General features: G+C 69.0%; 21 protein-coding genes and 2 tRNA genes. 18 read left to right on the top strand and 5 right to left on the bottom strand.

Features of this window, described 5'->3' with window-relative positions:
* Positions 1–297 precede the first annotated feature (297 nt).
* Positions 298–525, bottom strand: coding sequence for a hypothetical protein (locus O7632_RS09490; protein WP_347403563.1), 228 nt, complete (start codon positions 523–525; stop codon positions 298–300).
* Positions 526–801: 276 nt separating this feature from the next.
* Here O7632_RS09490 and O7632_RS09485 point away from each other — a divergent pair, with 276 nt between their 5' ends.
* The 5 genes from O7632_RS09485 to O7632_RS09465 all read left to right on the top strand — a co-directional run bounded on the left by O7632_RS09485 (position 802) and on the right by O7632_RS09465 (position 3,508).
* On the top strand, positions 802–1,587 hold the full coding sequence (locus O7632_RS09485) for a hypothetical protein (protein ID WP_278113224.1): 786 nt from the start codon (positions 802–804) through the stop codon (positions 1,585–1,587).
* On the top strand, positions 1,523–2,230 hold the full coding sequence (locus O7632_RS09480; protein WP_278113222.1) for a hypothetical protein: 708 nt from the start codon (positions 1,523–1,525) through the stop codon (positions 2,228–2,230). The genes O7632_RS09485 and O7632_RS09480 overlap by 65 nt, the downstream gene beginning before the upstream one ends.
* On the top strand, positions 2,227–2,988 hold the full coding sequence (gene istB, locus O7632_RS09475; RefSeq protein WP_278113220.1) for an IS21-like element helper ATPase IstB: 762 nt from the start codon (positions 2,227–2,229) through the stop codon (positions 2,986–2,988). Before O7632_RS09480 ends, istB begins: the two co-directional genes overlap by 4 nt.
* On the top strand, positions 2,988–3,248 hold the full coding sequence (locus O7632_RS09470) for a hypothetical protein (RefSeq protein ID WP_278113218.1): 261 nt from the start codon (positions 2,988–2,990) through the stop codon (positions 3,246–3,248). Before istB ends, O7632_RS09470 begins: the two co-directional genes overlap by 1 nt.
* Positions 3,249–3,382: 134 nt before the next feature.
* Positions 3,383–3,508: a hypothetical protein gene (locus tag O7632_RS09465; protein ID WP_278113216.1), complete on the top strand. Its 126-nt coding sequence runs from the start codon at positions 3,383–3,385 to the stop codon at positions 3,506–3,508.
* A 251-nt stretch (positions 3,509–3,759) separates the two neighbouring features.
* Here O7632_RS09465 and O7632_RS09460 read toward each other — a convergent pair whose 3' ends face one another.
* On the bottom strand, positions 3,760–6,090 hold the full coding sequence (locus tag O7632_RS09460; RefSeq protein WP_278113215.1) for a tetratricopeptide repeat protein: 2,331 nt from the start codon (positions 6,088–6,090) through the stop codon (positions 3,760–3,762).
* An 834-nt stretch (positions 6,091–6,924) separates the two neighbouring features.
* On the opposite strand from O7632_RS09460, the gene O7632_RS09455 reads away from it, so the two are divergent.
* From O7632_RS09455 to O7632_RS09430, 6 genes are all read left to right on the top strand, one after another.
* The gene (locus O7632_RS09455) at positions 6,925–7,053 is read left to right on the top strand and encodes a hypothetical protein (RefSeq protein WP_278113213.1); all 129 of its coding nucleotides are present in this window, start codon (positions 6,925–6,927) and stop codon (positions 7,051–7,053) included.
* Between the two features lie 229 nt (positions 7,054–7,282).
* Positions 7,283–7,420, top strand: a complete 138-nt coding sequence (locus O7632_RS09450) for a hypothetical protein (RefSeq protein ID WP_278113211.1) — start codon at positions 7,283–7,285, stop codon at positions 7,418–7,420.
* 351 nt (positions 7,421–7,771) lie between these two features.
* Positions 7,772–7,853, top strand: a tRNA-Leu gene (locus O7632_RS09445).
* A 35-nt stretch (positions 7,854–7,888) separates the two neighbouring features.
* A tRNA-Arg gene (locus O7632_RS09440) sits at positions 7,889–7,961 on the top strand.
* A 133-nt stretch (positions 7,962–8,094) separates the two neighbouring features.
* On the top strand, positions 8,095–8,739 hold the full coding sequence (locus tag O7632_RS09435; protein ID WP_278113209.1) for a DUF4433 domain-containing protein: 645 nt from the start codon (positions 8,095–8,097) through the stop codon (positions 8,737–8,739).
* Positions 8,740–8,744: 5 nt separating this feature from the next.
* Positions 8,745–9,809: a macro domain-containing protein gene (locus tag O7632_RS09430; protein WP_278113208.1), complete on the top strand. Its 1,065-nt coding sequence runs from the start codon at positions 8,745–8,747 to the stop codon at positions 9,807–9,809.
* A 65-nt stretch (positions 9,810–9,874) separates the two neighbouring features.
* On the opposite strand, the gene O7632_RS09425 is transcribed toward O7632_RS09430, so the two are convergent.
* Complete coding sequence (locus O7632_RS09425) at positions 9,875–10,195, bottom strand: hypothetical protein (protein ID WP_278113206.1); 321 nt, start codon at positions 10,193–10,195, stop codon at positions 9,875–9,877.
* 268 nt (positions 10,196–10,463) lie between these two features.
* On the opposite strand from O7632_RS09425, the gene O7632_RS09420 reads away from it, so the two are divergent.
* The 5 genes from O7632_RS09420 to yicI all read left to right on the top strand — a co-directional run bounded on the left by O7632_RS09420 (position 10,464) and on the right by yicI (position 17,082).
* On the top strand, positions 10,464–11,540 hold the full coding sequence (locus O7632_RS09420) for a LacI family DNA-binding transcriptional regulator (protein ID WP_278113204.1): 1,077 nt from the start codon (positions 10,464–10,466) through the stop codon (positions 11,538–11,540).
* A 70-nt stretch (positions 11,541–11,610) separates the two neighbouring features.
* A complete protein-coding gene (locus O7632_RS09415) occupies positions 11,611–12,906 on the top strand; it encodes an ABC transporter substrate-binding protein (protein WP_278113203.1) in 1,296 nt (431 codons plus the stop codon).
* 83 nt (positions 12,907–12,989) lie between these two features.
* Complete coding sequence (locus tag O7632_RS09410; protein ID WP_278113201.1) at positions 12,990–14,009, top strand: sugar ABC transporter permease; 1,020 nt, start codon at positions 12,990–12,992, stop codon at positions 14,007–14,009.
* On the top strand, positions 14,009–14,848 hold the full coding sequence (locus O7632_RS09405) for a carbohydrate ABC transporter permease (RefSeq protein WP_278113199.1): 840 nt from the start codon (positions 14,009–14,011) through the stop codon (positions 14,846–14,848). Before O7632_RS09410 ends, O7632_RS09405 begins: the two co-directional genes overlap by 1 nt.
* Positions 14,845–17,082 (top strand): alpha-xylosidase, encoded by a 2,238-nt coding sequence (yicI, locus tag O7632_RS09400; RefSeq protein WP_278113197.1) that lies wholly within the window; start codon positions 14,845–14,847, stop codon positions 17,080–17,082. Before O7632_RS09405 ends, yicI begins: the two co-directional genes overlap by 4 nt.
* Positions 17,083–17,262: 180 nt before the next feature.
* Here the strand turns inward: yicI and O7632_RS09395 are convergent, their stop codons facing one another.
* The gene (locus tag O7632_RS09395; protein ID WP_278113195.1) at positions 17,263–17,484 is read right to left on the bottom strand and encodes a type II toxin-antitoxin system VapB family antitoxin; all 222 of its coding nucleotides are present in this window, start codon (positions 17,482–17,484) and stop codon (positions 17,263–17,265) included.
* A 264-nt stretch (positions 17,485–17,748) separates the two neighbouring features.
* Between O7632_RS09395 and O7632_RS09390 the strand changes: the two genes are divergently transcribed.
* Together O7632_RS09390 and O7632_RS09385 are read left to right on the top strand one after the other, a co-directional pair.
* Positions 17,749–19,575 (top strand): sulfatase-like hydrolase/transferase, encoded by a 1,827-nt coding sequence (locus O7632_RS09390; protein WP_278113192.1) that lies wholly within the window; start codon positions 17,749–17,751, stop codon positions 19,573–19,575.
* 273 nt (positions 19,576–19,848) lie between these two features.
* Complete coding sequence (locus O7632_RS09385; protein WP_278113191.1) at positions 19,849–23,268, top strand: M12 family metallo-peptidase; 3,420 nt, start codon at positions 19,849–19,851, stop codon at positions 23,266–23,268.
* Positions 23,269–23,343: 75 nt separating this feature from the next.
* Here the strand turns inward: O7632_RS09385 and O7632_RS09380 are convergent, their stop codons facing one another.
* A complete protein-coding gene (locus tag O7632_RS09380) occupies positions 23,344–25,014 on the bottom strand; it encodes a bifunctional NAD(P)/FAD-dependent oxidoreductase/class I SAM-dependent methyltransferase (RefSeq protein ID WP_278113189.1) in 1,671 nt (556 codons plus the stop codon).
* Positions 25,015–25,110 lie beyond the last annotated feature (96 nt).

The following is a 25,110-nucleotide window of genomic DNA, read 5'->3' as shown; positions in this document are numbered from 1 at the left end:
CACCCGCACCCCCGCTGAGCTGCACGAACACCCCCACCGAGGCCCCTCAGGGCGTCTACAGGGCGTCCGGGTCATCCGAGACGTCCCCGCCGTCGTCGCCTTCGCCGCCCTTCCCTGCGTCGTCCTCGAACAGCGCGTCGGGTCCGCTCCTCGCCGGCCGGCATCAGATGCGTGTACACCCGCAGCGTGAACTGGGGCCTGCGTGCCGCAAATCGTGCATCCCCGTCGCCCTGGTCGGCACGATGCCCGCCGCCTCGACCGCCGGCTGCCAGCTCTTGCCATCGAACGTCGCCCGGTTCAGCGCGTTCCCCGCGTCGTGGTGAACACCAGCGGCACCGCCACCGGGTCGCCCTTGAACGGGTCCTCCCACGGCAAGGTGATCGTGACCGGCTTGAAGACGACCAGGTGCTCCCGCAGCACCCGGACGGCCGACGCCGGCAGCGGCACCCGGCGATCCCGGTCGTTCTTCGGAAGACCGAACACCAGCCGGGACCGGACCCGCTTGACCTGACGTACGACATGCACCCAGCCGGCATCCAGGTCGAGATCATCGACGCCGATGCCGAAGATCTCGCCCTGACGCAGCCCACACCCGGCACCGAGGTTGAAAATCGGCCGGTGACGCGGCGCGAGACCGGACCGGATTGCCGAAACCTGGTCGGCGGTTGTCGGGGTACGGCCTGGAGTGCAGAGCTATGTACGGCTGATCTTGCAGAGGCGCGCACCGTTTGTCCGTCGTCTGCGGGTGGCTGGGGGTGAGGCTGCCCGGGTCGTGATCGGACCGGCGTGGGACGGCTGGCGGTGAGGGCGTTGGATGAGCAGCGGTGGCTGGACGTGCGTCGGTTCCGGGCGCTGCACGAGGCTGGTGCGAGTGTCTCGGAGATCGCCCGTGAGACGGGTCTGAACTGGCGGACGGTGAAGAAGTACCTGGCTGCTGGCAGCGGCGAGGTGGTGCCGCCGGTTCGGGCGCGGCCGGCTCGTGGGCAGCTGATCGATGTGTTCGCGCATGTGGTCGATGCGTGGTTGCGGGCGGAGTTGCTGCTCAAGGGCACGGTGGTCCATGAACGCCTGGTCGAGCAGTACGGGTTCACCGGTAACTACCAGCGGGTGAAGCTGTATCTGCAGCAGGCCCGTCCCCGGATCGCCGCGGAGCTGGGGATCAGCCCGGATCAGCTGGCGGGGCTGCATCGCCGGTTCGAGGTCGTTCCGGGTGCGCAGGCGCAGGTGGACTGGGGTGACGAGGGCGGCATCCTGGCTCACGTCGGGATTCCGAAGGTGTACTCGTTCCACATGGCGCTGTCGTACTCGCGGGATCCGTTCTGCTGCTTCACCACCAGCCAGGACCTGGCCGCGTTCTGGGAGTGTCACCGGCGGGCGTTCGCGCACTTCGGGCGGGGTTCCCGGGGCGATCGTCTACGACCGGACCAAGACCGTGGTCCGCCGGCACGTCGCCCCGGGCCTGGCGGTTCCACTGCACCCGGAAGCGGTCGCCTTCGCCGGACACTACGACTTCGACATCGATGTGCTTGCCGCATACCGGCCGACCGGCAAAGGGCGGGTCGAACGGCAGGTCACCATCGTCCGTGATCACGTCCTGGCCGGACGGGCGTTTGCGTCGCTGGCCGAACTCGATGCCACGTTCCTGGCCTGGGTTCCGCAGCGGCGGGCCGTGCGACACCGCACCCACGGCGAGATCATCGGCGTGCGGGCGGTCCGGGACCACGCCGCGCTGCGACCGGTCCCGGCCAGGGCGTATGTGGTCGCCGACCGGCATCTGCGGCACGTCGGCAAGGACTGCCTGGTCGCCTACGCCGGCAACCTCTACTCCGTGCCGGCCCGACGGGTCCGCCACCGCCAGCTCGTGGAGGTCCGGGCGACCGCCGCCACCATCACCATCCACGCCACCGCGCCCGGCCTGGACGGCACCTCCCTGCTCGCCACGCACCAACGGGCCGTGGGCCGAGGCGCCCGCGTCGTCGACGAAGCCCACTGGGACGGACTGCCCGACGGACACACCCGTGCCGTCACCACCGGCGACCCCGACGGCGGGCAGCCGACCACACGCCGACCGGCCCGCCACGACAGCGGCCAGGGACCGCTGCAAGCCCTGCTCAACCGGGCCGCCGCCGCCCAGATCGCCGTCGAGGCCCGGCCGCTGTCGGTCTACGAGCAGATCGCTGCGGCCAGCCCGTTCACCAACCGCCCACACCTGAAGGACGTCTCGAAGTGAGTGAGCTGGTCACCAACCGCATCCACGCCAGCGCCACCAAACTCGGCCTGCCCCACCTGGCCAAGACGCTGCGGGAACTCACCGGCCGGGCCGACACCGAGGCCATGGGCTACCTGGAGTTCCTCGACCTCGTCCTGGAAGAGGAACTCGCCGTCCGCGACGAACGCCGCTTCCGCGCCGGGCTACGCCTGTCGAAGCTGCCGCACCACAAGACCCTCGACGACTACGACTTCAGCTTCCAACCCGACCTGGACCCCCGCAAAGTCCGTGACCTCGCAACCCTCGCGTTCGTGCAGGCCAAAGCCAACGTCGCTCTCCTCGGCCCGCCCGGCGTCGGCAAGACCCACATCGCCGTCGCCCTCGCGGTCGCCGCCTGCCGAGCCGGATTCACCGTCTACTTCACCACCCTCGACGACATGGTCCGCCACCTCACCGCCGCCGACGCGATCGGCCGGCTGGCCCGCAAGCTGCAGACCTACCCACGCCCCACCGTCCTGGTCATCGACGAAGTGGGCTACCAGCCCCTCGAACGCCCCGAGGCCAACCTCGTCTTCCAAGTGATCTCCAAACGCTACGAAAAGGGCTCCACCCTGCTGACCTCGAACAAGGGCTTCGGCGAATGGGGCCAGGTCTTCGGCGACGAGGTCCTGGCCACCGCCATCCTCGACCGGCTCCTGCACCACTGCGACGTCGTCCCGATCAACGGCCCCAGCTACCGGCTCAAGAACCGCCTCACCGCCATCGAGAACGTCGCCTGATGCCCACCCCGGCCACCCCGGACGACTCACCAACCACCACAGACACCAACCACGGCGACCTGCTGCAACTCCTGCTCCAGATCTGCGAGGACTTCCTCGCCAACACCGGACCGGCGACCCACCACGAGGTCGACATCCTCCTACGCGCCCGCGGCATCACCGGCGGACCCGGATGGCTGATCGACATGCTCGGCCTCACCCGCCTACGCCTGCAAAACGCAACCCACCACGACCTACCAAGCCCCCAGCACAGCACCTGACCTCTGCAAGATCAGCCGTACCTACCTCTGCACTCCAACGAGTACCCCGACAGCGGTCCACCGAACCAACGCACCGAGCACGGATTCGTCAGGCCGCCCGCCGACGTGGGCACTTCCCGACCGAGCAGGCCTCGATGAAGGTCATTCACCTCGTCGTCCAGCAGAAACGCAGGGGAGGGAGCATCACTGGCCGGGTCTACGGTTGGGGCGGGGCCCTCAACGCCCTGATCCTCGCCTACGGCGACCGGATCACCATCTAACCATCTCGGTCACGCCCAACGGTCAAACGCGGAAATCACGCAGTCCCAATAGATCTGTATTGGATCAAGACGCCGCGCCCAGCGCGACGCACGGGCGGAACACCGCCCGGCGGCAAGCCGCCACGGACCGCTACGCGGCCAGGCGGGAAACGACCGTCACCGCCGGGCAACCGCCGGACGCGCCGCGCCGTGTTATCTCGGCCTGCGGCGAGAGACCGTTGCCGTCGCATAAAACGCGTCTGCGGCGCAGATCAGAGGCTGCTCTGTAGTTGCCAGTAGGCGAGGTTGTTGCGGGCCCGCAGGGTGTCGGGATGATCCGGCCCCAGCACCCGCAAAGAGTCGGTGAGCAACTCCTCGAAGGTGGTCACCGCACCGGCGGCATCACCAGCTTGACCCCGCAAGGAGGCGAGGTTGTTGCGGGCCCGCAGGGTGTCGGGATGATCCGGCCCCAGCACCCGCAAAGAGTCATTGAGCAACCCTGTGAACGCGCTCGCCGCGCCGGCGGCATCACCCGACTCCCCCCGCCAGAAGGCGAGGTTGTTGCGAGTGGTCAGGGTGTCGGGATGGTTCGGCCCCAGCACCCGCAAAGAGTCATTGAGCAACCCTGCGAACGCGCTCGCCGCGCCGGCGACATCACCCGCTCGACCCCGCCAGCCGGCGAGGTTGTTCCGGGCCCGCAGGGTGTCGGGATGATCCGGCCCCAGCACCCGCAAAGAGTCATTGAGCAACTCTGCGAACGCGCTCGCCGCGCCGGCGACATCACCCGCTCGACCCCGCCAGCCGGCGAGGTTGTTCCGAGTGGTCAGGGTGTCGGGATGGTTCGGCCCCAGCACCCGCAAAGAGTCATTGAGCAACTTCTCGAAGGTGGTCACCGCACCGGCGGCATCACCCGCTCGACCCCGCCAGCCGGCGAGGTTGTTCCGGGCCCGCAGGGTGTCGGGATGATCCGGCCCCAGCACCCGCAAAGAGTCATTGAGCAACTCCTCGAAGGTGGTCACCGCACCGGCGGCATCACCCGACTCCCCCCGCCAGCCGGCGACATTGTTGCGAGTGGTCAGGGTGTCGGGATGGTTCGGCCCCAGCACCCGCAAAGAGTCATTGAGCAACTCCTCGAAGGTGGTCACCGCACCGGCGGCATCACCCGCTCGACCCCGCCAGCCGGCGAGGTTGTTCCGAGTGGTCAGGGTGTCGGGATGATCCGGCCCCAGCACCCGCAAAGAGTCAGTGAGCAACTCCTCGAAGGTGGTCACCGCACCGGCGGCATCACCCGCTCGACCCCGCCAGCCGGCGACATTGCTACGAGTGGTCAGGGTGTCGGGATGATCCGGCCCCAGCACCCGCAAAGAGTCAGTGAGCAACTCTGCGAACGCGGCTACGGCGGACTCAACTTGTCCCGTGTTCCCGAGGCTGTTGATCGCTTGGAACAGTAGGGAGTGGACGCCGGGGCGAAGTAGGGCATCACCGCTGGCCATCCGTAGAGCGGAAGAGTTGGCCCGCAAGCTCTGAGTAGCTCCGTGGCCCCGGTCGATGGCTGGCCAGCTAGCCAAAAGGGCATCAGCGACGTTCCGGGCGACCGCAGCGAGGTGGACCGAGTCGAGTGCGTCGCAGGTGACCCGCTGCACCATGGCGTGGACACGGACCACACCCGCCTGCGGATCGTGGGTGAGCAGACTCAACCGGTGCAGGTTGCGCAGCGCGTCTCGCACCTCATCCACGGCCAGATCGTTCCGCCCACTGCGGTCTGCGAGATACTCCACGGCCGGACCGGCGGTGAACACGGCCTCGGGAATGCCGTTCGGATCCAGCACAGCGGCGAGGTTCAGCACATGCCGGGCCAGCCCGGCCGGCGGATGACTGTCCGCCACGTCGATCGACAACGACCAGGTGACCGCGACCGTCGCCCGGTGCCCATCCGGTAAGGCATCATCAGGCGGGACAAGATCAGCCAACCTCTTGCGCCGGTCAGCGAGCCGGGTCCGGTAGCCGACAGGGTCGATGCCCCGGTCCCGGATGAACGCGGCCGCCTGCGCCAACGCCAACGGCAGATACCCCAGCTCAGCGGCCAACGCGGTTAGGTCGTCATCCTGGTCACCACTGGTACCGATCGCACCATCGAGGTAGTCGACGGCGTTATCCGCGCTGAACACGTCAACGTCGACCAGGACACGACCGTCCGTATGCAGCACCGGATCACGGCGACGAGTCGTCACCACCGTCCGACCTCTGCGATTGTTCGGCGGCCACCAGTCCGCAGCGTCACCAGGGCTGTCGAGGTTGTCCAACACGACCAGCCACCGCTTCGACGTGCGCTCCAACCACGACACGAACCGGCTGGCCGCAGCCTCACCGTCCCCGTCCCCCGCCACGGCGGCACCCACCACGCGGGCAGCGTCGGCATAGCGGGCGACGATCGCGTCACGACTCGACGCCGTCACCCACACCAGCACATCCACCTCCCGATCCCGATCCAACCGGCGTGCGAACTCCGCCGCTAACTGGGTCTTACCCACCCCGCCCATCCCCGACAACACCTGCGTCAACACCGCCGTCCGACCCGCTGTTGCCGCGCGCGCAAGATCCACCCGCGCAGGCCGATCCTGAAACCACGCCGCCCGCTCCGGGACCCGACCGACTCGTACAGCGCTTCCCGCCAGTACCGACGATGAACCAGGCTTGACGCCCCGCGCCATGAACCCGTCGACGAGTGCTACCAACGACAGCACACCGCTGGCAATCCCCGCGATCCAGCCAGCCTGTTCCGTGCCCTCCCAGCCGAACCGAGGCAGCCCCCACCCCCACGGATTCCACCAAACGATCACCGACGCCAGACCACAGGCGACAGCTAAGACCACAACCGCGACGGTCCGCCGCCGCCGGCGACGAGGAAACACCCGAGTCACGCCACCATCATTGACGACAAGCGCACAATCACCGAATTTACGAGTCGGGATCACGTCATCGTTCAAGCCCGTCCAACAGCGACAAACGAGCACTTGAAGATCAGCTACGACAACGCCAGTACAAACGATGGCCGAAGCGGCTGCGAGAAGCCGAGAGGCTTCAAGGAACCCGCCGCAGGTCAGCGCATCGATATACCCGGTTCGACCCGATCCACAGCCCTTACGCGGGTTTGGGGTTCGAAGCCCCGCCCGCCCTGTGGTCGACGGCGGCAAGGAGGTCCGGAAACCGGCGGGGTTGGCCGCCGTCGGGGTTGGGGCTTCCGGCCGCCGCGCCAGTCCAGAACCCGGACTGGCTTGCCACCGACACCGATCGCGCCGGGTCCGTACCCGCACGGCTGCGTCCCCGGCCGCCGTCGGCACCGCCCGGACCATCCAAGATCAGGGCGTCAGGGCGTCTCCAGGGCGTCAGTTTACGACAGAAGTTGACCATGAACGACCATCGACGACGGAAAGTTTGTGCAGATCAGCGCCTTGATCGCCGCGCTGATCCGGGGTGGGACGGACGAGTCGACCCTTTACGTCGGATGCAGCACCGCCCCGTCATGGTTCGACGACGGCAACAGCGACGAATCGACCGCCGAGTAGATGAGTGGCGATTTCTGCCCATCGCCCAGACCTCGCCGTACACCATTCGTACAGCCAAGGCACCCGGCCGGGGCGGACGTTGGCCGACAGTCACGGACGGGCTGACACCAGGGGCGAAAGCTCCTGGCCAGCCATCCATGATCTTCTTCTAATCCCAAGGTAGACATCGAGGATGGCACGTGGCGGTTGCGCACTGTGCTGGTCGACGGCCGAGTGCGATGCTGGTGGCATGCAGCACGATGAGCTGGCTGAGTTCGACGTGACCGAGGACGAGTTCGACGCCATGCTGGCTGACAGTGACCCTGTTCGGGTAGCCGGCCCGCCCGACGATCGCGGCGACCAGGCGGGGCAGCGCAGGTCGAGTTGAGGCGGCCCAGCGGGGAAATCGGTGGACCTGCCCGGCAGGGACGCCTACGGTTCGAGTCAGCAAACACGCAACGACCATCGGGACGAGCACGCCAAAGGGGGCAGCCATGAGGAAGCCGGAGATGCGGCGAGGGCGACGTGTGTCGCTCGGTCTGCTGCACCGCCCTCGTGGCCAGCTTGCCTTGTCGGCCGCCGTGGCCGACCGCCGCCGTTGACCGACTGAGAGACGACGCGACGCATCGCTGAGTCCATCGGTCGCCAGCTCGCCGTCTGCACCAGCGCCCTTCATGACGTCCCGCCACTCATCGCCGGACCTGTACCCGGCAACTCCCCTTCAGCAACGACGCGCCACGTGCCCGTGGTGGAACCGGTAGACACGCCGCGCTCAGAACGCGGTGCCGCAAGGCATGGGAGTTCGACTCTCCCCGGGCACACGACACTGGTCAGTGCCAGTAGCACCGACCAGCACGCCCTCGTAGCTCAGTGGACAGAGCACGTGACCACGAATCACGGGGTCGGACGTTCGACTCGTCCCGAGGGCACACCATCATCGTCTAGTTCAGGCACAAGCACCGTCTGCACCCTCCGATAGACTCCCGTACTCGCAGTCACATAAGCGGAGGTCCGGCACGGATGTCTTCAGCAGCATCGACGTCCGTACGAGATCGATGGATCTTGCACTTCACCCACGTGGAAAACCTTCCAATCATCGCCGCGACGGGTCGGTTGGCCTGCGATGTGTCCGCCCGTGCCGGCCTCACCCGTACAGAGGTCGGTGATCCAGCGATCAAGGACTCCCGCCGCCGGCGACAAATTCCGATCGGTCCGCGCGGCTACGTTGGGGACTACGTTCCGTTCTACTTCGCCCCGCGCTCGCCCATGATGTATCGGATTGCCTGCGACCACCGTGACAGCATCCCTGGACGGTACGCGGGCGGCGACCGTCAGCTTGTCTACCTGGCCGCGACAGTCGGGGCCGTGGTCGACGCCGGCCTGGCATGGGTCGCGACCGACGGCAACGCCGCCAACGCAGCCACCACGTTCACGACTAACCTTGATGACTTGAACAGCATGGTGGACTGGCCGCTGATGTACGCAGAGCGTTGGAACAGCACCGAGGAGGACCCGGACCGCCAGCGCCGCAGGATGGCGGAGTTCCTGGTACACAGGGAAGTGCCCTTGGCTGTGTTCCAGCAGGTAGCAGCGTACGATCCTGCGCATGCGGCCCAAGCGCGAGCCACGCTGGGTGACCATTACCTAACTTCACGTGTGGCTGTCGTACCCACGTGGTACTACGGGTTCCAACGGCCTAGGGGGTGACGGGGATGATCGAGGATGGCCACGGCAACCTTCTCACCGCCGACACCGACGCCCTCGTCAACACGGTCAACACGGTCGGAGTGATGGGCAAAGGCATCGCCCTGCAGTTCAAACGGGCGTACCCCGAGAATTTCCGCTCTTATCAGGCTGCCTGTAAGCGTGGCGAGGTCCGACTGGGTCGGATGTTCGTCGTCGATCGTGGAATCGTCGGCCCTCGGCGATACATCATCAACTTCCCCACGAAGAAGCACTGGCGCAACCCTTCGAAGATAGACGACATTCGCGCTGGCCTGGCAGACCTCGTCGATGTCGTCTCGCGGTACGAGATCGGCTCCATCGCGATCCCAGCGCTTGGCTGCGGCAACGGCGGCCTGGACTGGGCCGAGATCCGGCCAATGATCGAAGATGCCTGTCGGAGAATGCCCCAGATCCGCGCCGTGATATTCGCCCCGGAGGGAGCACCTCCCCCCGAGAGCATGCCCGACGCCACGCCACGCCCCAAACTGACCGACCTACGCGCCCTGCTAGTGGCTGCGATCGGTGCATATCTGGACCGTGCCAGGCTGCAGGAATTCCGCGATGGAATCAGCGAACTAGAGGTGCAGAAGTTGGCCTACCTCCTGCAAATCGCCGGCGCACCGCTCAATCTGAAATTCGTTCGTGGACGATACGGACCGTACTCAGAGAGCCTGACGCGCGTCTTGGCCACACTGGAAGGCCATTTCCTCACCGGCCTCGGCGACAGGTCAGCGCGGGTAACCGAGTTCGCACCGATCAAACCCCTAACCGGCGGCTACGAAGCCGCCAGCGAGTCAGTAAAGACGAATCCCAAAAGCCTCTCTCAGCTAAATTTGGTGCTCGATGTCGTCGACGGCTTCGAATCACCGTACAGTCTCGAACTCCTCGCCACCGTGCATTTCGCCGCAGCGCAACCACCACCCACAGGCGACGTCACAGAGCTCACCCGCCGCGTTACGGCATGGAGCCTACGAAAGGCTCGTCTGTTCACCGACGCACATGTCCAGCTAGCCGCCGCACGACTGGCTGAGCATCGCCTCCTGCCCGATTAATCGACCTGTACCCCGGGTGCAGCCTCGATCGGTCCGGTTCGACCGGGCGTGAGTGCGGCTCGTGGTCACAGGGTCAAGTCCGCGTCGAGGACGAACGGCGAGCCAGGTCGGTCCGGTTGCCAGCCGCGTACGAGCGCTTGGCGGATGGCGGCGGCGACCATCGCCGGCCGGACCGGCGTTGCTTCGGCGTGGACCCAGTTGCCAGGATGGGCCGACGACAGCCGTACGACGAGAATGGCGCGACCCGGCGGCTCGACTCGTTCGACCGCGAACGTCAGCGGCGACCAGGCCATGGCTTGGCTGTAGGTCGGCTTCCTGCAGACCGTCCAGCGGTAGTGGCAGCCGTCGACGACGATCGGCCGACTTCCCCGCTTGACGATCGCCACCGAACCCCCTTCGGTCGCTGCGGCAGCGACGACACCGTACCGCCATCCGTACAGCACGGGGCACCCCAGCCAGGGCGGACGTCGGCCGGCCGTCACGGACCGAGGTTGCCGACGCGGACCTGTCATTGCCTATTGACGTGGTCGTAACACGTGTCCTACGTTCTGTCGAACCGCTTCGTCGAAGCGGTTCGACAGAGGTCACCGGGCCCGCCCAGCCGGCCACCCACCGGGTGAACCGGGCCCGACGCGACACGCAGGGAGGTGTCCGATGGCCACCATGCAGGACGTCGCACGCCTCGCTCAGGTGTCGGCCAGCACAGTGTCGTACGTGCTCACCGGCACCCGGCCGATCTCCCCGGCGACCCGGGACAAGGTGCTGGCCGCCATGGCCCAGCTCGGCTACCAGCCCAACGCGATGGCCCGGGGGCTGGCCAGCCGGCGCAGCCGCATCCTCGGCCTGCTGATGCCGATGGACGAACGGGGTCTCGGCGCCACCGAGACCGCGTTCGTCACCGGCGCGGCAGCCGCCGCCGGTACGGCCGGCTACCACCTGGTGCTCTCGCCCATCGGCGCGGGCGACCTCGATGAGCTGCGCCGCCTGGCCAGCCAGCGGATGCTCGACGGCGCGCTGCTGATGGAGGTACAACTGCACGATCCCCGGGTGGAGGTTCTGCGGGAGATCGGCGTACCGCAGGTGTTGATCGGCCGCACCGCCGACACCACCGGCTTGTCGTACGTCGATATTGATTTCGACCGGACGGTCCGCGACGCGGTCGGCTACCTGGTCGGCCTCGGCCACCGCCGGATCGTCTACGTCAACCACTCCGCCGACGCCGTCGCGGCGGGCTACGGCCCGGCGTTGCGGACCCGCGACGCGTTCACCGCCGCGATGGCCGACCACGGCCTGCCGCCACTGACGACCTTCGCCGAGGACAGCGCGGCCGGTGGCCGGGCCGCACTGGCCACCGCCCTGCGACAGGCACCCGACCTGACCGCGATTCTCGCCATGAACGAGAGTGCCGTCTTCGGCCTGCTCGGCGAGCTGACCGCCCGGGGCCGGAGCGTGCCCGGCGACGTCTCGGTCGTCTCCATGGTCACCTCACCCCAGGTCGCCGATCTGGCGACGCCGGCACTGACCGCCATGAACTCGCCCGGTTCGGCACTGGGCCGGATCGCCATCGAGACGCTGCTGCGGCACGTCGACGGTGGCAGCGACGAAGTCCACCAGCAACTCCTGCCGTGCACGTTGGAGATCCGAGGGTCCAGCGGCTCCCCGCGTACCCGAAGCGACACCGCGCGCGGCGACGGGGCCGGCGGCGACCCACCGACCCCGACACCAAAGTAGCCCGCCGCCGCGCTGGCACGCGACGACGGGCTTGACGAGTACCGCTCGATACTCATCAGGGAGATTAGCAATGCGACGATTTCACAGAGTAGCCACGGCGGTGATGGTGGCCGCGCTCACGGCGACCGGGCTGACCGCCTGCGGCGACGACACGGCCGACGGCGAGGCGAACGTTCTCAAGCTCTGGCACTACGAGAGCGAGAACAGCGCGATGGGCATCGGCTGGGACCGGGCGATCGAGATCTTCGAGGAAGAGCACCCGGGGGTGGAGGTGCGCTTCGAACGCAAGGCGTTCGAGCAGATCCAGCAGAACGCGGGCATGATCATCAACTCCGATGAGGGCCCGGACATCATGGAGTACAACAAGGGCAACGCCACCGCCGGCCTGCTCTCCTCGCAGGGGCTGCTCGCCGACCTCACCGAGGAGGCGACCGCACGCGGCTGGGACACCGCGCTCAGCCCCAGCCTGCAGACCACCGCCCGGTACGACAACGGGGTGATGGGTTCGGGCGCCTGGTACGGCGTACCCAACTATGGCGAGTACGTGATGGTCTACTACAACACGGAGCTTTTTGCCGAGCACGGGGTGAGCGTCCCGACCACCCTGGCCGAGATGACCGCCGCGATGGACACCTTCGTCGACGCGGGCATCACCCCGCTGGGCATGTCCGGCGCCGAGTACCCGGCCGGGCAGCTTTTCTACCTGCTTGCCCTCTCCCGCGCCGACCGAGACTTCGTCAACGACTACCAGCTGTACGAGAACCCGGTCGACTTCCAGGCCGACCCGCTGCGTTACGGCGCCGAGACCTTCGCCGAATGGGTCGAGAAGGGCTACATCGCCAGCGACTCGGCCAGCCTCAAGGCCGAGGACATGGGCACCGCGTTCATCGCCGGCGACGTACCGATGATCGTCTCCGGTAGCTGGTGGTTCGGCCGGTTCAAAGACGAGATCAGCTATGACTGGGACACCTTCCTCTTCCCGGGCACCAGCCTGCACCCCGGCTCGTCGGGCAACATCTGGGTCGTCCCGGAGTCCAGCGAGGCCAAGACCCTGGCGTACGACTTCATCGACATCACCCTGCGGCCGGAGATCCAGGCGTTGATCGGCAACAACGGCGGGGTGCCGGTGGCCGGTGACCCGGCGACGATCAGCGACGAGAAGGACCGCAAGCTGGTCGAGGACTTCAACACCATCAGCGCCCAGGACGGCCTCGCCTTCTACCCGGACTGGCCGGTGCCCGGCTACTACGACGTGCTCGTCTCCGGCATTCAGGGGCTGATCAACCAGTCCAGGTCGCCCGAGGAGGTCCTCGACGCGATCGCCAAGCCCTATCAGGACGGCGTCGCGGAGATCACGCGCGACTGAGCGGCGGTCGGGACGGGCGCGCGCCCCGACGCACTCCGGTCGATCCGGTCACCGTGCGCCCGTCCCGCCGTGGAGGGACCCCCATGGCAGTTCCCGAGACCGTCCCCGCCGCCGGGCGGACGACGGCGTCACCCCCGGCCCCGACCAACCCGGCCTCGTCGACCCCGGCCCCGACCAGATCGACCCGGGCCGGCCGGTCCGCGCGCCGGGCCGACCGGCGCAACGCCGTGTACTGGCTCTACCTGCTGCCCGGCGTGCTGCTGTTCCTGCTCGTCATCGGCGGCCCGCTCGGCTACACCGGCTACCTCTCGCTGACCCGGTGGTCCGGTGTTGGTGAGCCCCGGTTCACCGGCCTGGACAACTATCGGAACCTGCTCACCGACGACGTCTTCTGGACCTCGTTCCAGAACACCGTGGCGATGATCATCGCGATGGTGGTGCTGCCCACCCTGATCGGGCTGGTGCTCGCCGCGGTGCTGTTCGACACCATCGGACGCCGGTTCCGTCCCCGTACCGCCGCCGCGCTGCGCGCCGCCTTCTACCTGCCGCAGGTGCTCCCGGTCGTGGTGGCCGGCATCATCTGGGGCTGGATCCTGCGCCCCGACGGGGCACTCAACGGGCTGCTCGACGCGGTCGGGCTCGGCGCGTTGGGCCATGACTGGCTCGGCGACCCGGACAGCGCGCTGCCGGTGGTGATGGCCGTGATGATCTGGGTGCAGCTCGGCTACCCGGTGGTCGTGTTCATGGCGGCGTTGGAGCGGGTCAACCCGGAGCTGTACGAGGCGGCCGAGATCGACGGCGCCGGCTGGTGGCAGCGGTTCCGGTCGATCACCCTGGCGCAGATCCGCCCGGAGACTTTCGTGGTCGGCCTCACCTGCACCATCGCCGCGATGAAGGTGTTCGGCCCGATCTACGCGCTGACCCGTGGCGGCCCGGAGAACGCCACGAACGTGCCGTCCTACTTCGCGTACTACACGTTCTTCAAACGGCTGGAGGTCGGCTATGGCTCGGCGATCTCGATGGTGCTGACCCTGATCATCGTCCTGATAGCGGTGGGCTTCCTCGTGGCGCAGCAGCGCGCCGAACGCCGGGGAGGTCTGTGATGGCCGCCGACCGGCACCACCGAGGGGTCAGCCGTTGGATCGTGCTCGCCCTGGTCACCGCAGCCGCGCTCGTCATGCTGGTGCCGTTCGTGTTCATGCTGCTCAACGCCTTCAAGGCGCCGGGCGACTACTCCACCAACGGGCCGCTGTCCTGGCCGACCGAGTTCTACACCACCGGACTGCGCACCTACTGGGAGCAGGTCGACTACCCGGTCAAATTGTGGAACTCGATCCTCATTTCCGGCTCGGTCGCGGTCCTCGCCGTACTCGTCTCGCTGCTCAGCGCGTACGCGCTCGGAATCGGCCGGGTCCGTGGCCGGCTCTGGATCGTCGGCGTCTTCCTGCTGGCCAACATGCTTCCGCAGGAGGCGCTGGTCTACCCGCTCTACCACTTCGCCAAGGAGGCGGGGCTCTACAACACCCGCCTGGCGGTGATCATCATCTTCACCGTCATCCAGGCCGCCTTCGGCACCTACCTGCTCTCCTCGGTGCTCGGCACCTTCCCCCGCCAACTGCTGGAGGCCGCCGCGCTCGACGGCGCCGGCACCTGGCGGATCCTCTGGCGGGTGGTGCTGCCCAACATCCGCTCCACTATCTCGGTGCTGCTGGTCTTCTTCTTCATCTGGACCTGGAACGAGTTCCTCATCCCGCTGGTCATGCTGATCGACAACCAGACCCAGACCGTCCCGGTCGCGCTCGCCTCGTTACAGGGCGACCGGCTGATGGACGCGCCCACCACCAACGCCGGAGCGCTGCTGAGCATCCTCCCGGCGATCATCTTCTTCGTCATCTTCCAGCGCACCCTCGCGCGCGGCGTCACGGCAGGAGCCGACAAGTGAAGTTCACCGACGGATACTGGCAGTTACGTCCCGGGGTCAGCGTGCTGCGCCCCGGCACGGTCGAGTCGGTGGAGGTGGAACCGGACGGACGCGCGCTGACCGTCTTCGCGCCGATCGGCAGGATCACCGGACGCGGGGACACCCTCAACCGGCCGGTGATCACCGTACGGTTCTTCTCCCCCGCCCCCGGGGTGGCCGGGGTGACCATCGGACACCACTCCGGCGGCCTGCCCAAACAGCCCCGGTTCGCGATCGCCGACCGTACCGACCACCCGGTGCGGGTGACCGTCACCGGGCTCAGCGCGCGGCTGACCACCGGCGAGTTGACCGTACGGGTGGCGTTGACCGGGCCGTGGCGGGTCGACTTCCTGCGCGGCGACCGGCTGGTCACCTCCTCCTCCGAACGCAGCATCGGCGCGGTGACCGACGCCGAAGGGCACACGTTCGTGCACGAACGGCTGGCCCTGGGCGTCGGCGAGACCATCTACGGACTGGGCGAGCGCTTCGGGGCGTACGTCAAGAACGGCCAGACCGTCGACATCTGGAACGCCGACGGCGGCACCGCCAGCGAACAGGCGTACAAGAACGTGCCGTTCTATCTCAGCGGCGCCGGCTACGGGGTGTTCGTCGACCACCCCGAACACGTGTCGTTCGAGGTCGGCTCGGAGGTGGTGTCGCAGACCCAGTTCAGCGTGCCCGGCCAGTCGCTCACCTACTACCTGTTCGACGGGCCGACCCCCAAGGACGTGCTGCGCCGCTACACCGCGCTGACCGGCCGACCGGCCCGGGTGCCGGCCTGGTCGTACGGGCTCTGGCTGTCCACCTCGTTCACCACCTCGTACGACGAGAAGACGGTCACCGAGTTCATCGACGGGATGTCCGAACGGGACCTGCCGCTGTCGGTGTTCCACTTCGACTGCTTCTGGATGCGGCAGTTCCACTGGGTCGACTTCATCTGGGACCCGGCGACCTTCCCGGACCCCGAGGGGATGCTGCGCCGGCTGCACGAACGCGGCCTGAAGGTCTGCGTCTGGATCAACCCGTACATCGCCCAGCGGTCGTACCTGTTCGAGGAGGGCCGGCAGGCCGGCTACCTGGTCCGCAACCCGGACGGTTCCATCTGGCAGTGGGACAAGTGGCAGGCCGGGATGGCGCTCGTCGACTTCACCAACCCGGCGGCGGTGCGGTGGTACGCGGGCAAGCTGAAAGTCCTGCTCGACATGGGAGTGGACTGTTTCAAGACCGACTTCGGCGAACGTATCCCGACCGAGGTCGTCTGGCACGACGGATCCGACCCGCAACGGATGCACAACTACTACTCGTACCTTTACAACAAGACGGTCTTCGAGCTGCTGGAGGCCGAGCGCGGACCGGGCGAGGCGGTGCTCTTCGCCCGCTCGGCGACCGCCGGCGGCCAGCAGTTCCCGGTGCACTGGGGCGGCGACTGCGAGTCCACCTTCGTGGCGATGGCCGAGTCGCTGCGCGGCGGCCTGTCCTTGGCCGCGTCCGGCTTCGGCTACTGGAGCCACGACATCGGCGGCTTCGAGGGCACACCGGACCCGGCCGTCTTCAAACGCTGGATCGCCTTCGGGCTGCTCTCTTCACACTCACGGCTGCACGGCTCCGGCTCGTACCGGGTGCCGTGGGCGTACGACGACGAAGCGGTCGACGTGCTGCGTCGCTTCACCCGGCTCAAGCTGAGCCTCATCCCGTACCTGGCGGCGGCGGCCGAGGAGGCCCACCGCGACGGCGTACCGGTGATGCGGCCGATGATCGTGGAGTTCCCGGACGACCCGGCCACCGCGTACCTCGACCGGCAGTACATGCTCGGCCCGGACCTGCTCGTCGCCCCGGTGATGAGCGCGGACGGCGAGGTCACCTACTACCTGCCCGCCGGCACCTGGACCCACCTGATGACCGGTGCGCAGGTCACCGGCCCGGGGTGGATCACCGAGAAGCACGGGTTCGACAGCGTACCCGTGCTGGCCCGGCCCGGCGCGGTCATCCCGTTCGGGACGGTCACCGACCGGCCCGACTATCTCTGGGCCGACGGCGTGCGGCTGCGGCTGTACGCGCCGGCGCCGGGCCAGCGGACCCGGGTACGGGTGCCCGCTCCCGACGACGGCCCCGGCGCGGAGTTCGAGGTGTACCACCAGGACGGAACGGCCACCGTGGAGCTGGTCGCGGGTGACTCGGCGGGCTACCACTGCGAGGTGGTACGGGTCGCGGGGTGACGGGTCGCGGGGTGACGGGACTCGCACCGGTCAGTCCGGGACGCCGCTCGCGGCAACCGGGCTGACCCGGGCGGCCCGCAGGGCCGGCGGCAACCCGGCTGTCGCGGTGATCGCCAACGGTACGGCACGTCGATGCGCGCGGCATGTGCCAGAGCGCCGACGAGTCGGCTCGGTATCGGGTCACGCAGCCAGCGCTTTGCCCGCTGCCCGCATCTCCTGCCAGCCTTCGTAGTCCCAACCCTGCGCGACCCCGGCATGGTGTTGGAGTACGGCGATCCGCCGGTGTCGGGCTGCGTACTCCCGCAACGCGAGGTTCACGGTTTCCTTCTCGCTCCTGGCCCCGGACAGCCGCATTGCCTCGGCCAGCGCCTCGTCATCAACATCGATCTGGCTCACCGACATCGCCCCTCCGGATACCGTATGCCCCGCTTGAGAATTGCCAACATCATGCCTGGTTCTCCGTCCGTCACCCGCACACCGCCAGCTCCCGTACGGCCGGCTCCGGGCGGATCGATCTGACCAGCCGGTCCGTGCGTGTTGTTAGGTGTCCGATGGTGTGGATATCGTGCTGAGTCCGGCCCGGCCGGGCGCACCGCTGGCTCGACGACCAGGCTCGACGACCAGGCTCGACGTACCAGGCTCGACGTACCAGGGAAGGTCTTGATCTTGTCCTCCGCGACGCATCCCGCCCCGCCCGCCACTGACGCGACGGACCTGGGTACGACCGATCCGGACGCGGAAAACCCCGGCAAGACGGACACGACGGGGGACGAGCCGCAGACCAGCGAGGCGAAGCCGCCACAGACCAGCGAGAGCGAACCAGAGACGACCGAGAGCGAGCCGACACCACCGGGTGGCGGCTGGCGGCCACGGGTACGCCGTACCGCCGGCTGGGCGGCCAGTGTGCTGGCAGTGGCCGGCGTGCTCGCCGCGTTGACACTGCCGTACCAGGTGGAGTTCGTGGTCCCGCAGGTGTTCGCCCGGATCCCACTGGAGGCGGTGCTTGCCGGAGCGGTGCTGCTGGTGCTGCCGCACCGGGTACGCGTCCCGGTGGCGGCCGCCCTCGGCGTCGTACTCGGGGTGCTGACCGTGTTCAAGGTCGCCGACATGGGCTTCTTCTCCGTACTGGGCCGCCCGTTCGACCCGGTGATGGACGTGGGGCTGCTGGCCGACGCGTACCGGTTCGTCGACGCCTCCTACGGCCGGCCGGCGGCGGTCGCCGCCGCGGTCGGTGCCGCGCTGCTCACCGTCGCCGTGCTGGTCCTAGCGGTGCTGGCGGTGCTGCGGGTGGCCCGGCTGCTGGCCGAGCGGCGGCGGGTCGGCGGGGGCGTGGTGGGCGCGTTGGCCGCCGGCTGGCTGGCGTTCGCGCTGCTCGGCACCACGGTGACCGTCTACGACAACGGGACGCTCACGTTCGCGCTGCCGGTGGCGGACCGGGCCACCGCCCGACTCGCCTACGATCACACGCTGCAGGTCAGCGCCAGCCTGCACGACCGGCACGAGTTCGCCGAGGTGGCGGAGGTGGACGCGTTCCGCGACGTGCCGGGCGACGAGCTGCTGACCGCGCTGCGCGGCAAGGACGTGCTGCTGGCGTTCGTCGAAAGCTACGGCCGCGACTCGGTCACCGCCCCGGAGTTCGCCCCGTACGTCGCCGACGTCCTCGACGACGGCACGCGACGGCTGTCCGCCCAGGGGTACGGGTCCCGCAGCGCCTTCCTCACCTCGTCGACGGTGGGCGGCAGCAGTTGGCTGGCGCACGCCAGCACTCTGTCCGGGCTGTGGGTGGACAACCAGCAGCGCTACCGCAGCCTGGTCGCCAGTGACCGGCTGACCCTGACCCGGGCGTTCGGCGACGCCGGCTGGCGGGTGTCCGGTTTCTTCCCCGGCAACTCGCGGGCCTGGCCGGAAGGGTCGTTTTTCGGCTACGACCAGGTCTACGACTCGCGCAACATGGGGTACGCCGGCGACAAGTTCACTTTCGCCTCGATCCCGGACCAGTACGTCCTGTCGGCGTTCGACCGGTTCGAGCGGGAGGCCACCGACGGGCCGGTGATGGCGGAGGTGGCGTTGCTGTCCAGCCACGCACCGTGGACCCCGATCCCGCAGCTGGTCAACTGGAACACGGTGCGCGACGGGTCGGTCTTCGACCGTACGGCGATGGCCGTCGGCCAGGCCGACCGGTCGGCGGAGGACGGGCTACGGGAGGACTACCCGAAGGCGATCGGCTACTCGCTGAGCACGATCATCTCCTATCTGGAGTCGCAGGACGACGACGATCTGGTGCTGGTCTTCCTCGGCGATCACCAGCCCGCGCCGGTGGTGACCGGTCCGGGGGCCAGCCACGACGTGCCGATCACCATCGTGACCCGCGACCAGGCCGTGCTGGACCAGATCGCCGGGTGGGACTGGCCGGACGGGTTGCGCCCGGACCCGCAAGCACCGGTGTGGCCGATGGACTCGTTCCGGGACCGGTTCCTGACCGCGTTCAGCTGACCGACCCGTTCGCGCACGTCCTTAGCGTCCCCGCGTTGCATCGCGGTTTCCGGGCGGATCCGTTATGGAGCATCCATAGCAACCGTACGGCCGATCGTCGGAGCCGACGTCACATCCCGGCGCGGACCTGCGCCGACTCATCCCTACGGATGATGCCCGCGCCCGGCGGGCGGGCCTAGCGTCGATGCTCGACCCCCCAAGATCCTCGGCGCGCCGGCCGCCTCACCCCTGGCTGGTCGGGTCGTGGTTCTGATCGGAACCCAAGGAGACGACTTGAGCAACCCCTCGACACCGAGCGGCCAGTCACCGCCCCCGCCCGGGACCGGCCGGTCCCGTAACCGGCGACTGGTCGCCCTGCTCGTCGCCGTGGTCGCGGCGGCGTTGCTGCCGGCGGTCGGCCCGTCCGGAGCGGCCAGTGCCGCCCCCGAGGGCGGTACGCCGATCGCCGACTCGCCGTGGTCCACGCTCGACGGCATACCGGCGGCGCGCCGGTCGGCCGCCCCGGCAGACATCGACGCCCGTCGACTGGCCGCGTACACCCTGGACCGGGACGCCATCTCCACGCAGCTCGACCGGGCCCCGGCCGAATCGGCCCGCGCGGCGCGGTCGGCGCCGCTGGTGCTGACCGTGCCCACCCCCGACGGTGACCTGCAGCGCTTCGAGGTCGTCAACTCGCCGGTGATGCAGGACGGGCTCGCCGCCCGGCACCCGGAGATCCAGACGTACGCCGGCACCGGTGTCGACGACCCGACCGCGACGATCCGGGCCGACCTGACCCCGCTGGGCTTCCACGCCTCGGTGCGCTCGGCCAACGGCTCCTGGTACGTCGACCCGTACTTCCGGGACCAGAGCGTGTACGCCAGCTACTACGCCCACGACCTGGTCAACCGGCACGGTGAGCTGATCGAACGTGCGGACGTCGGGGCCGCCGCCGAGCAGATCGGCGAGGAGATCGACCAGGCCCAGGCCGACGAGGCGGCCGGACCGCTGGTGAAGCTGCGGACCTACCGCCTGGCGTTCCTGACCGACCCGTCGTACGCGAACTACTTCGGCGCGGAGAACGTCACCGCCGCCAAGGTGACGCTGATCAACCGGGTGACCCAGGTCTACGAAGACGAGACCGCGATCCGGCTCGTGCTGATCAACGACACCGACAAGACCAACCTGAACACCGTCGAGGCGGCCGCCGGGCCGAACGGCCCGTGCGGCGCGGCCCCCTGCTTCACCGAGGCCAACCTGACCGGCTGCTCCGGTGCCACGCTCAACCGCAACCGGATCGTCCTCGGTCAGCTCGTCGGGGCCAGCGCCTTCGACGTCGGGCACATCGGCTTCGGCCTGCCCGGTGGCGGCGTCGCCGGACTCGGCGTGGTCGGCGGCGACGGCAAGGCGCGGGGCTGCACCGGCCTGCCGAACCCGATCGGTGACTTCTACGCCGTCGACTACGTGGCGCACGAGATCGGCCACCAGTTCGCCGGCAACCACACCTTCAACGGCACCCAGTGGAACTGCTCCGGCGGCAACCGCAGCGCCACCAACTCGTACGAGCCGGGCAGCGGGTCGTCGATCATGGCGTACGCGGGCATCTGCCAGCAGGACAACCTGCAGCCGCACTCCGATCCGTACTGGTCGCAGCGCAGCTACTACGAGATCACCACGTTCGTGAACTCGTCGCGGCCGGCGATCAACGAGGTGCAGACGGTGTCGCTGCGCGACTTCGACACCGACGGTGACTCGTTCACGATCAGCTACGCCGGGCAGTCGTCGGCGCCGATCACCCGTGGGGTCAACTACACCACCGCCGACGTCAAGGCGGCGATCGAGGCGATCACCGGTTGGCCGGCCGGCGCGACGGTGACCGTGGCGGCGTTCGGCGGACTCGGTGCCATCAACGACACCGGTTTCCAGGTGACGTTCAACGGCGGCCCGGTGGCCCAGACCAACGTACCGGCGCTGGGGTTGACCGGTTTCGTCGGCGCGGACGGCTTCGTCGGCGAGACCGCCAAGGGCGGACCGGTCGACAACGGTGGCTGGCAGGTCACCGAAACCACCAATCACGCCCCGGTGGTGACCGTGCCGGACCAGTTCACCATCCCGGTCCGGACCCCGTTCGCGTTGACCGGCAGCGCCACCGACGCCGACGGCGACCCGCTGACGTACATGTGGGAGCAGAACGACCGTGGTGGCATCTCCGGCGGCAGCACCGCCGGTACCGCGTTGACCAGCAACATCAAGACCAACGGCCCACTGTTCCGGGTCTTCGGCACGTCAGCGCTGGTCAGCCCGCAGGACACCCAGCAGTACTACTCCCCCGGGTTGAACGCGGTCGACGACAACCCGACCCGGGTCTTCCCGGACATGGCACAGATCCTGGCGGGCAACACCAACGCCAAGACCGGTGCCTGCCCGGCCGCCCCGGAGCCGCCGGCCAGCGGCAGCGCCTCCAACCTGACCCAGGCCCTGGTGGACTGCTACTCGGAGTTCCTGCCGACCGCCGACTGGGTGGGCTACGACAACGATCGGACCATGCACTTCAAGCTGACCGCCCGCGACGGGCGGGTCGGCGGCGGCGGGGTCGGCAACGCCGAGACCGCGGTCGTGCTGGCCCCGGACGCCGGCCCGTTCCTGGTCACCTCGCAGCCGGTGCCGTCGTTCTACCTCGGCGGCTCCAGCCAGGAGATCACCTGGGACGTGGCCGGCACCGACGCGGCGCCGGTGAACGCCACGCAGGTCACGATCTCACTGTCGACGGACGGGGCGAAGACGTTCCCGTACGTGCTGGCCGAGGCGGTGCCGAACACCGGCAACGCCACGATCACCCTGCCGAACATCGACACCACCACCGGTCGGATCAAGATCGAAGCGATCGGTAACGTCTTCTTCGACCTCAACGACGCCGACATCCGCATCGACCAGGTCCGCCCGGCCGAGCTGGCGTACACCGGGGACACGCTGGTGCACCCGGTGGCCGGCGCGGACTCGGCGCAGGTCCTGCTGCGGGCGGCGGTCGGTGCCGATGCCGGCGACGTCCGAGGTGCCCCGTTCGCCTTCACCACCGGGGACACCACGCTGTGTACCACCGAGGTGAAGCTCTGGGGCGGCGACGTCACCGGCGGCGTGGCCAGCTGTACGGCGACCCTGCCGGTCGGCAACCACCCGGTGACCGCCACGGTCGACGGTCGCTACCTCGGATCCGTCACGGCCACGGTGACGGTCGCCCCGTCGACCGGGCTGCGGATCAGCGGCGACGGCTATCTCCGCAGCGAGTCGACCGCCGGCGCGTACCCGCTGGACCCCGAGCACCGGGTCGAGGTGAGCCTCGACGGCCGGATCACCAACGCCGGTGAGCTGGCCGGCAAGGTGCTGGTCGGCTACCGCTCCGGGGACCAGCGGTACAAGTTCCAGGGCGCCACCCTGGAGTCGTACGGCGCGACCACGGTCGGCGGCGTGCCGGTGGCGCAGCTGCGCTACCAGGTGACGCTGTTCGACCTGTCCACCCCGCAGCAGCCGGTGCCGGTGGCGACCGGGCTGACCATGCGGGTGACCGCGACCGACGCCGGCGGACCGGGCCGGCGGGACACCATCGGGATCACTGTCTGGGACGGCGACACGTTGATGTTCTCGTCGAGCTGGACCGGCACCGCGACCGAAGAGGTCAACCTGACCGCCTCCGGCGGTGACCTCGTCATCGGATGACCGCAGGCCGCGTCAGCGGCCGACGTGCGGGGCGCCGGGCAGTTGCCCGGCGCCCCGTCGCGTGCCGTCCGTCCGTCACCGGCGGCGGACGGCGTGCAGCACCGCGTCGTGGATCGTCAGCGGGTCCCCGTCCGGGTCGGTGACCGACCGGGGCACCGTCTCGACCCGGACGCTGGCCCACTCCTGTGGATCCAGCACCGCCGCGACCTGCTCGGCGGTGAACATCAGATCCGGCATGCGCGGTCGGCGGATTCCGACGATGTCCAGGTCGGACGGATGATGGCCGACGATCAACAGGGTGCCGCCGGGGCGGACCGCCGCCGCGAGCCGGCGGTGCAGCATCGCCCGGTCCGGGTCCGGCAGGTGCATGAACTGGGCGGTGACCAGGTCGAACCGGGACAGGCCCGGATCCCAGGTACGGATGTCGGCCTGCTGCCAGGTGAGCCGTTTCGCCACGTCGTCCCCGGCCGCCGCCGCCTGGTCGGCGCCGCGGCGCAACGCCACCTCGGAGACGTCGACCGCCGTGACCTCCCAGCCTCGGCCGGCTAGCCAGATCGCGTCGGCACCTTCACCGGCCCCGACGTCGCAGGCGGTGCCGGCCGCCAGACCTTCGACGACCGAGACCAGGTGCGGGTTCGGATTGCCGCTCCACACCCGCTCGACGGAGCCGTACCGCTCGTCCCAGAAGCCTTGGCTGATCATGGCGGCGACGTCGGCCGGTCCGTGGTGCTCCGGCTCGGCCGGCGGCTCCTCGCCGGCGATCTCGGCCCGGTGTCGGCGTACGGCTGCGGTGGTGTCGGCCAGCGCGAGGTCGGCGTTGATCGCCGCCGCCGCCATCGACCCGGCCGACGCCGCCGCCATCACCTGCCCCAACGGGCTGGTCAGGTTGCCGGCGGCCCAGACACCCGGCACTGCGGTACGCCCGGTCGGATCGGCCTCGACCTGCTCGCCCATTCCGTTGGGCAGGTCGATCACCGGCACGCCCAGTCGGGTCAGTAGCCCGTCCGGTCCGCGCAGCGCGTCGGCGATCCGCAGCCGGGAGGCGACCGTCACCGCCGTACGAGGCACCACGATCCCGTCGGCGAGCCGGACCCCGGTGAGCCGGTCCTCGGTGGCCTCCAGGCCGGTCACCTCCCCGGCCACCACCCGTACGCCGCGCGCCGCCAGCTGCTCGGCCTGCTCGTCGGTGAGGTCCAGGCCGGTGTGGGTGAACAGGATCAGGTCGGCGGTCCACTGGCGGAACAGCTGCACCTGGTGCAGTGCCATGGCGCTGGTGGCGAGCACACCGATCGGTTGGTCGCGGACCTCCCAGCCGTGGCAGTAGGGGCAGTGCACCACGTCGCGGCCCCAGCGGTCCCGCAGCCCCGGGATGTCCGGTAGTTCGTCGACCACCCCGGTGGCCAGCAGCAGGCGCCGGGCGGCGACCAGCCGGCCGTCGGCGAGCCGGACCTCGAATCCGTCGCCGACCCGCTCGGCCGTCTCCGCCCGGCCGGGCAGCACGACGCCGCCGTACCGCTCGATCTCGCGCCGGCCGGTCGCCACCAGGTCGGCCGGGCTCATTCCATCGCGGGTCAGGAATCCGTGTACGCCGGGCGACGGCGCGTTGCGGGGCTCACCCGCGTCGATCACGATCACCGACCGGCGCGCCCGCGCCAGGGTCAGCGCCGCGCTCAACCCGGCGGCACCGCCGCCGATCACCGCCACGGCGACGCGGTACGCGGGTCCCCCCGCTCTGTTGTCGGTCACGTCGACCACCTCCGGCACCCACGATGCGCCTACCCCGACCGTACCGGCAAACGTTGTTGCCGATCCGGCAAAACAGCTGGTGTCGACCGATGGTGG

Origin of the sequence: Solwaraspora sp. WMMD406 (assembly GCF_029626025.1) — a bacterium.
GTDB lineage: Bacteria > Actinomycetota > Actinomycetes > Mycobacteriales > Micromonosporaceae > Micromonospora_E.
This window is presented reverse-complemented; position numbering and strand designations above follow the sequence as displayed.

Excerpts from the sequence above, each read along its gene's own strand:
- O7632_RS09470 (WP_278113218.1), top strand. The coding sequence starts at position 2,988 with ATGCCCACCCCGGCCACCCCGGACGACTCACCAACCACCACAGACACC.
- O7632_RS09465 (WP_278113216.1), top strand. The coding sequence starts at position 3,383 with ATGAAGGTCATTCACCTCGTCGTCCAGCAGAAACGCAGGGGAGGGAGC.
- O7632_RS09450 (WP_278113211.1), top strand. The coding sequence starts at position 7,283 with ATGCAGCACGATGAGCTGGCTGAGTTCGACGTGACCGAGGACGAGTTC.
- O7632_RS09430 (WP_278113208.1), top strand. The coding sequence starts at position 8,745 with ATGATCGAGGATGGCCACGGCAACCTTCTCACCGCCGACACCGACGCC.
- O7632_RS09420 (WP_278113204.1), top strand. The coding sequence starts at position 10,464 with ATGGCCACCATGCAGGACGTCGCACGCCTCGCTCAGGTGTCGGCCAGC.
- O7632_RS09415 (WP_278113203.1), top strand. The coding sequence starts at position 11,611 with ATGCGACGATTTCACAGAGTAGCCACGGCGGTGATGGTGGCCGCGCTC.
- O7632_RS09410 (WP_278113201.1), top strand. The coding sequence starts at position 12,990 with ATGGCAGTTCCCGAGACCGTCCCCGCCGCCGGGCGGACGACGGCGTCA.
- O7632_RS09405 (WP_278113199.1), top strand. The coding sequence starts at position 14,009 with ATGGCCGCCGACCGGCACCACCGAGGGGTCAGCCGTTGGATCGTGCTC.
- O7632_RS09395 (WP_278113195.1), bottom strand. The coding sequence starts at position 17,484 with ATGTCGGTGAGCCAGATCGATGTTGATGACGAGGCGCTGGCCGAGGCA.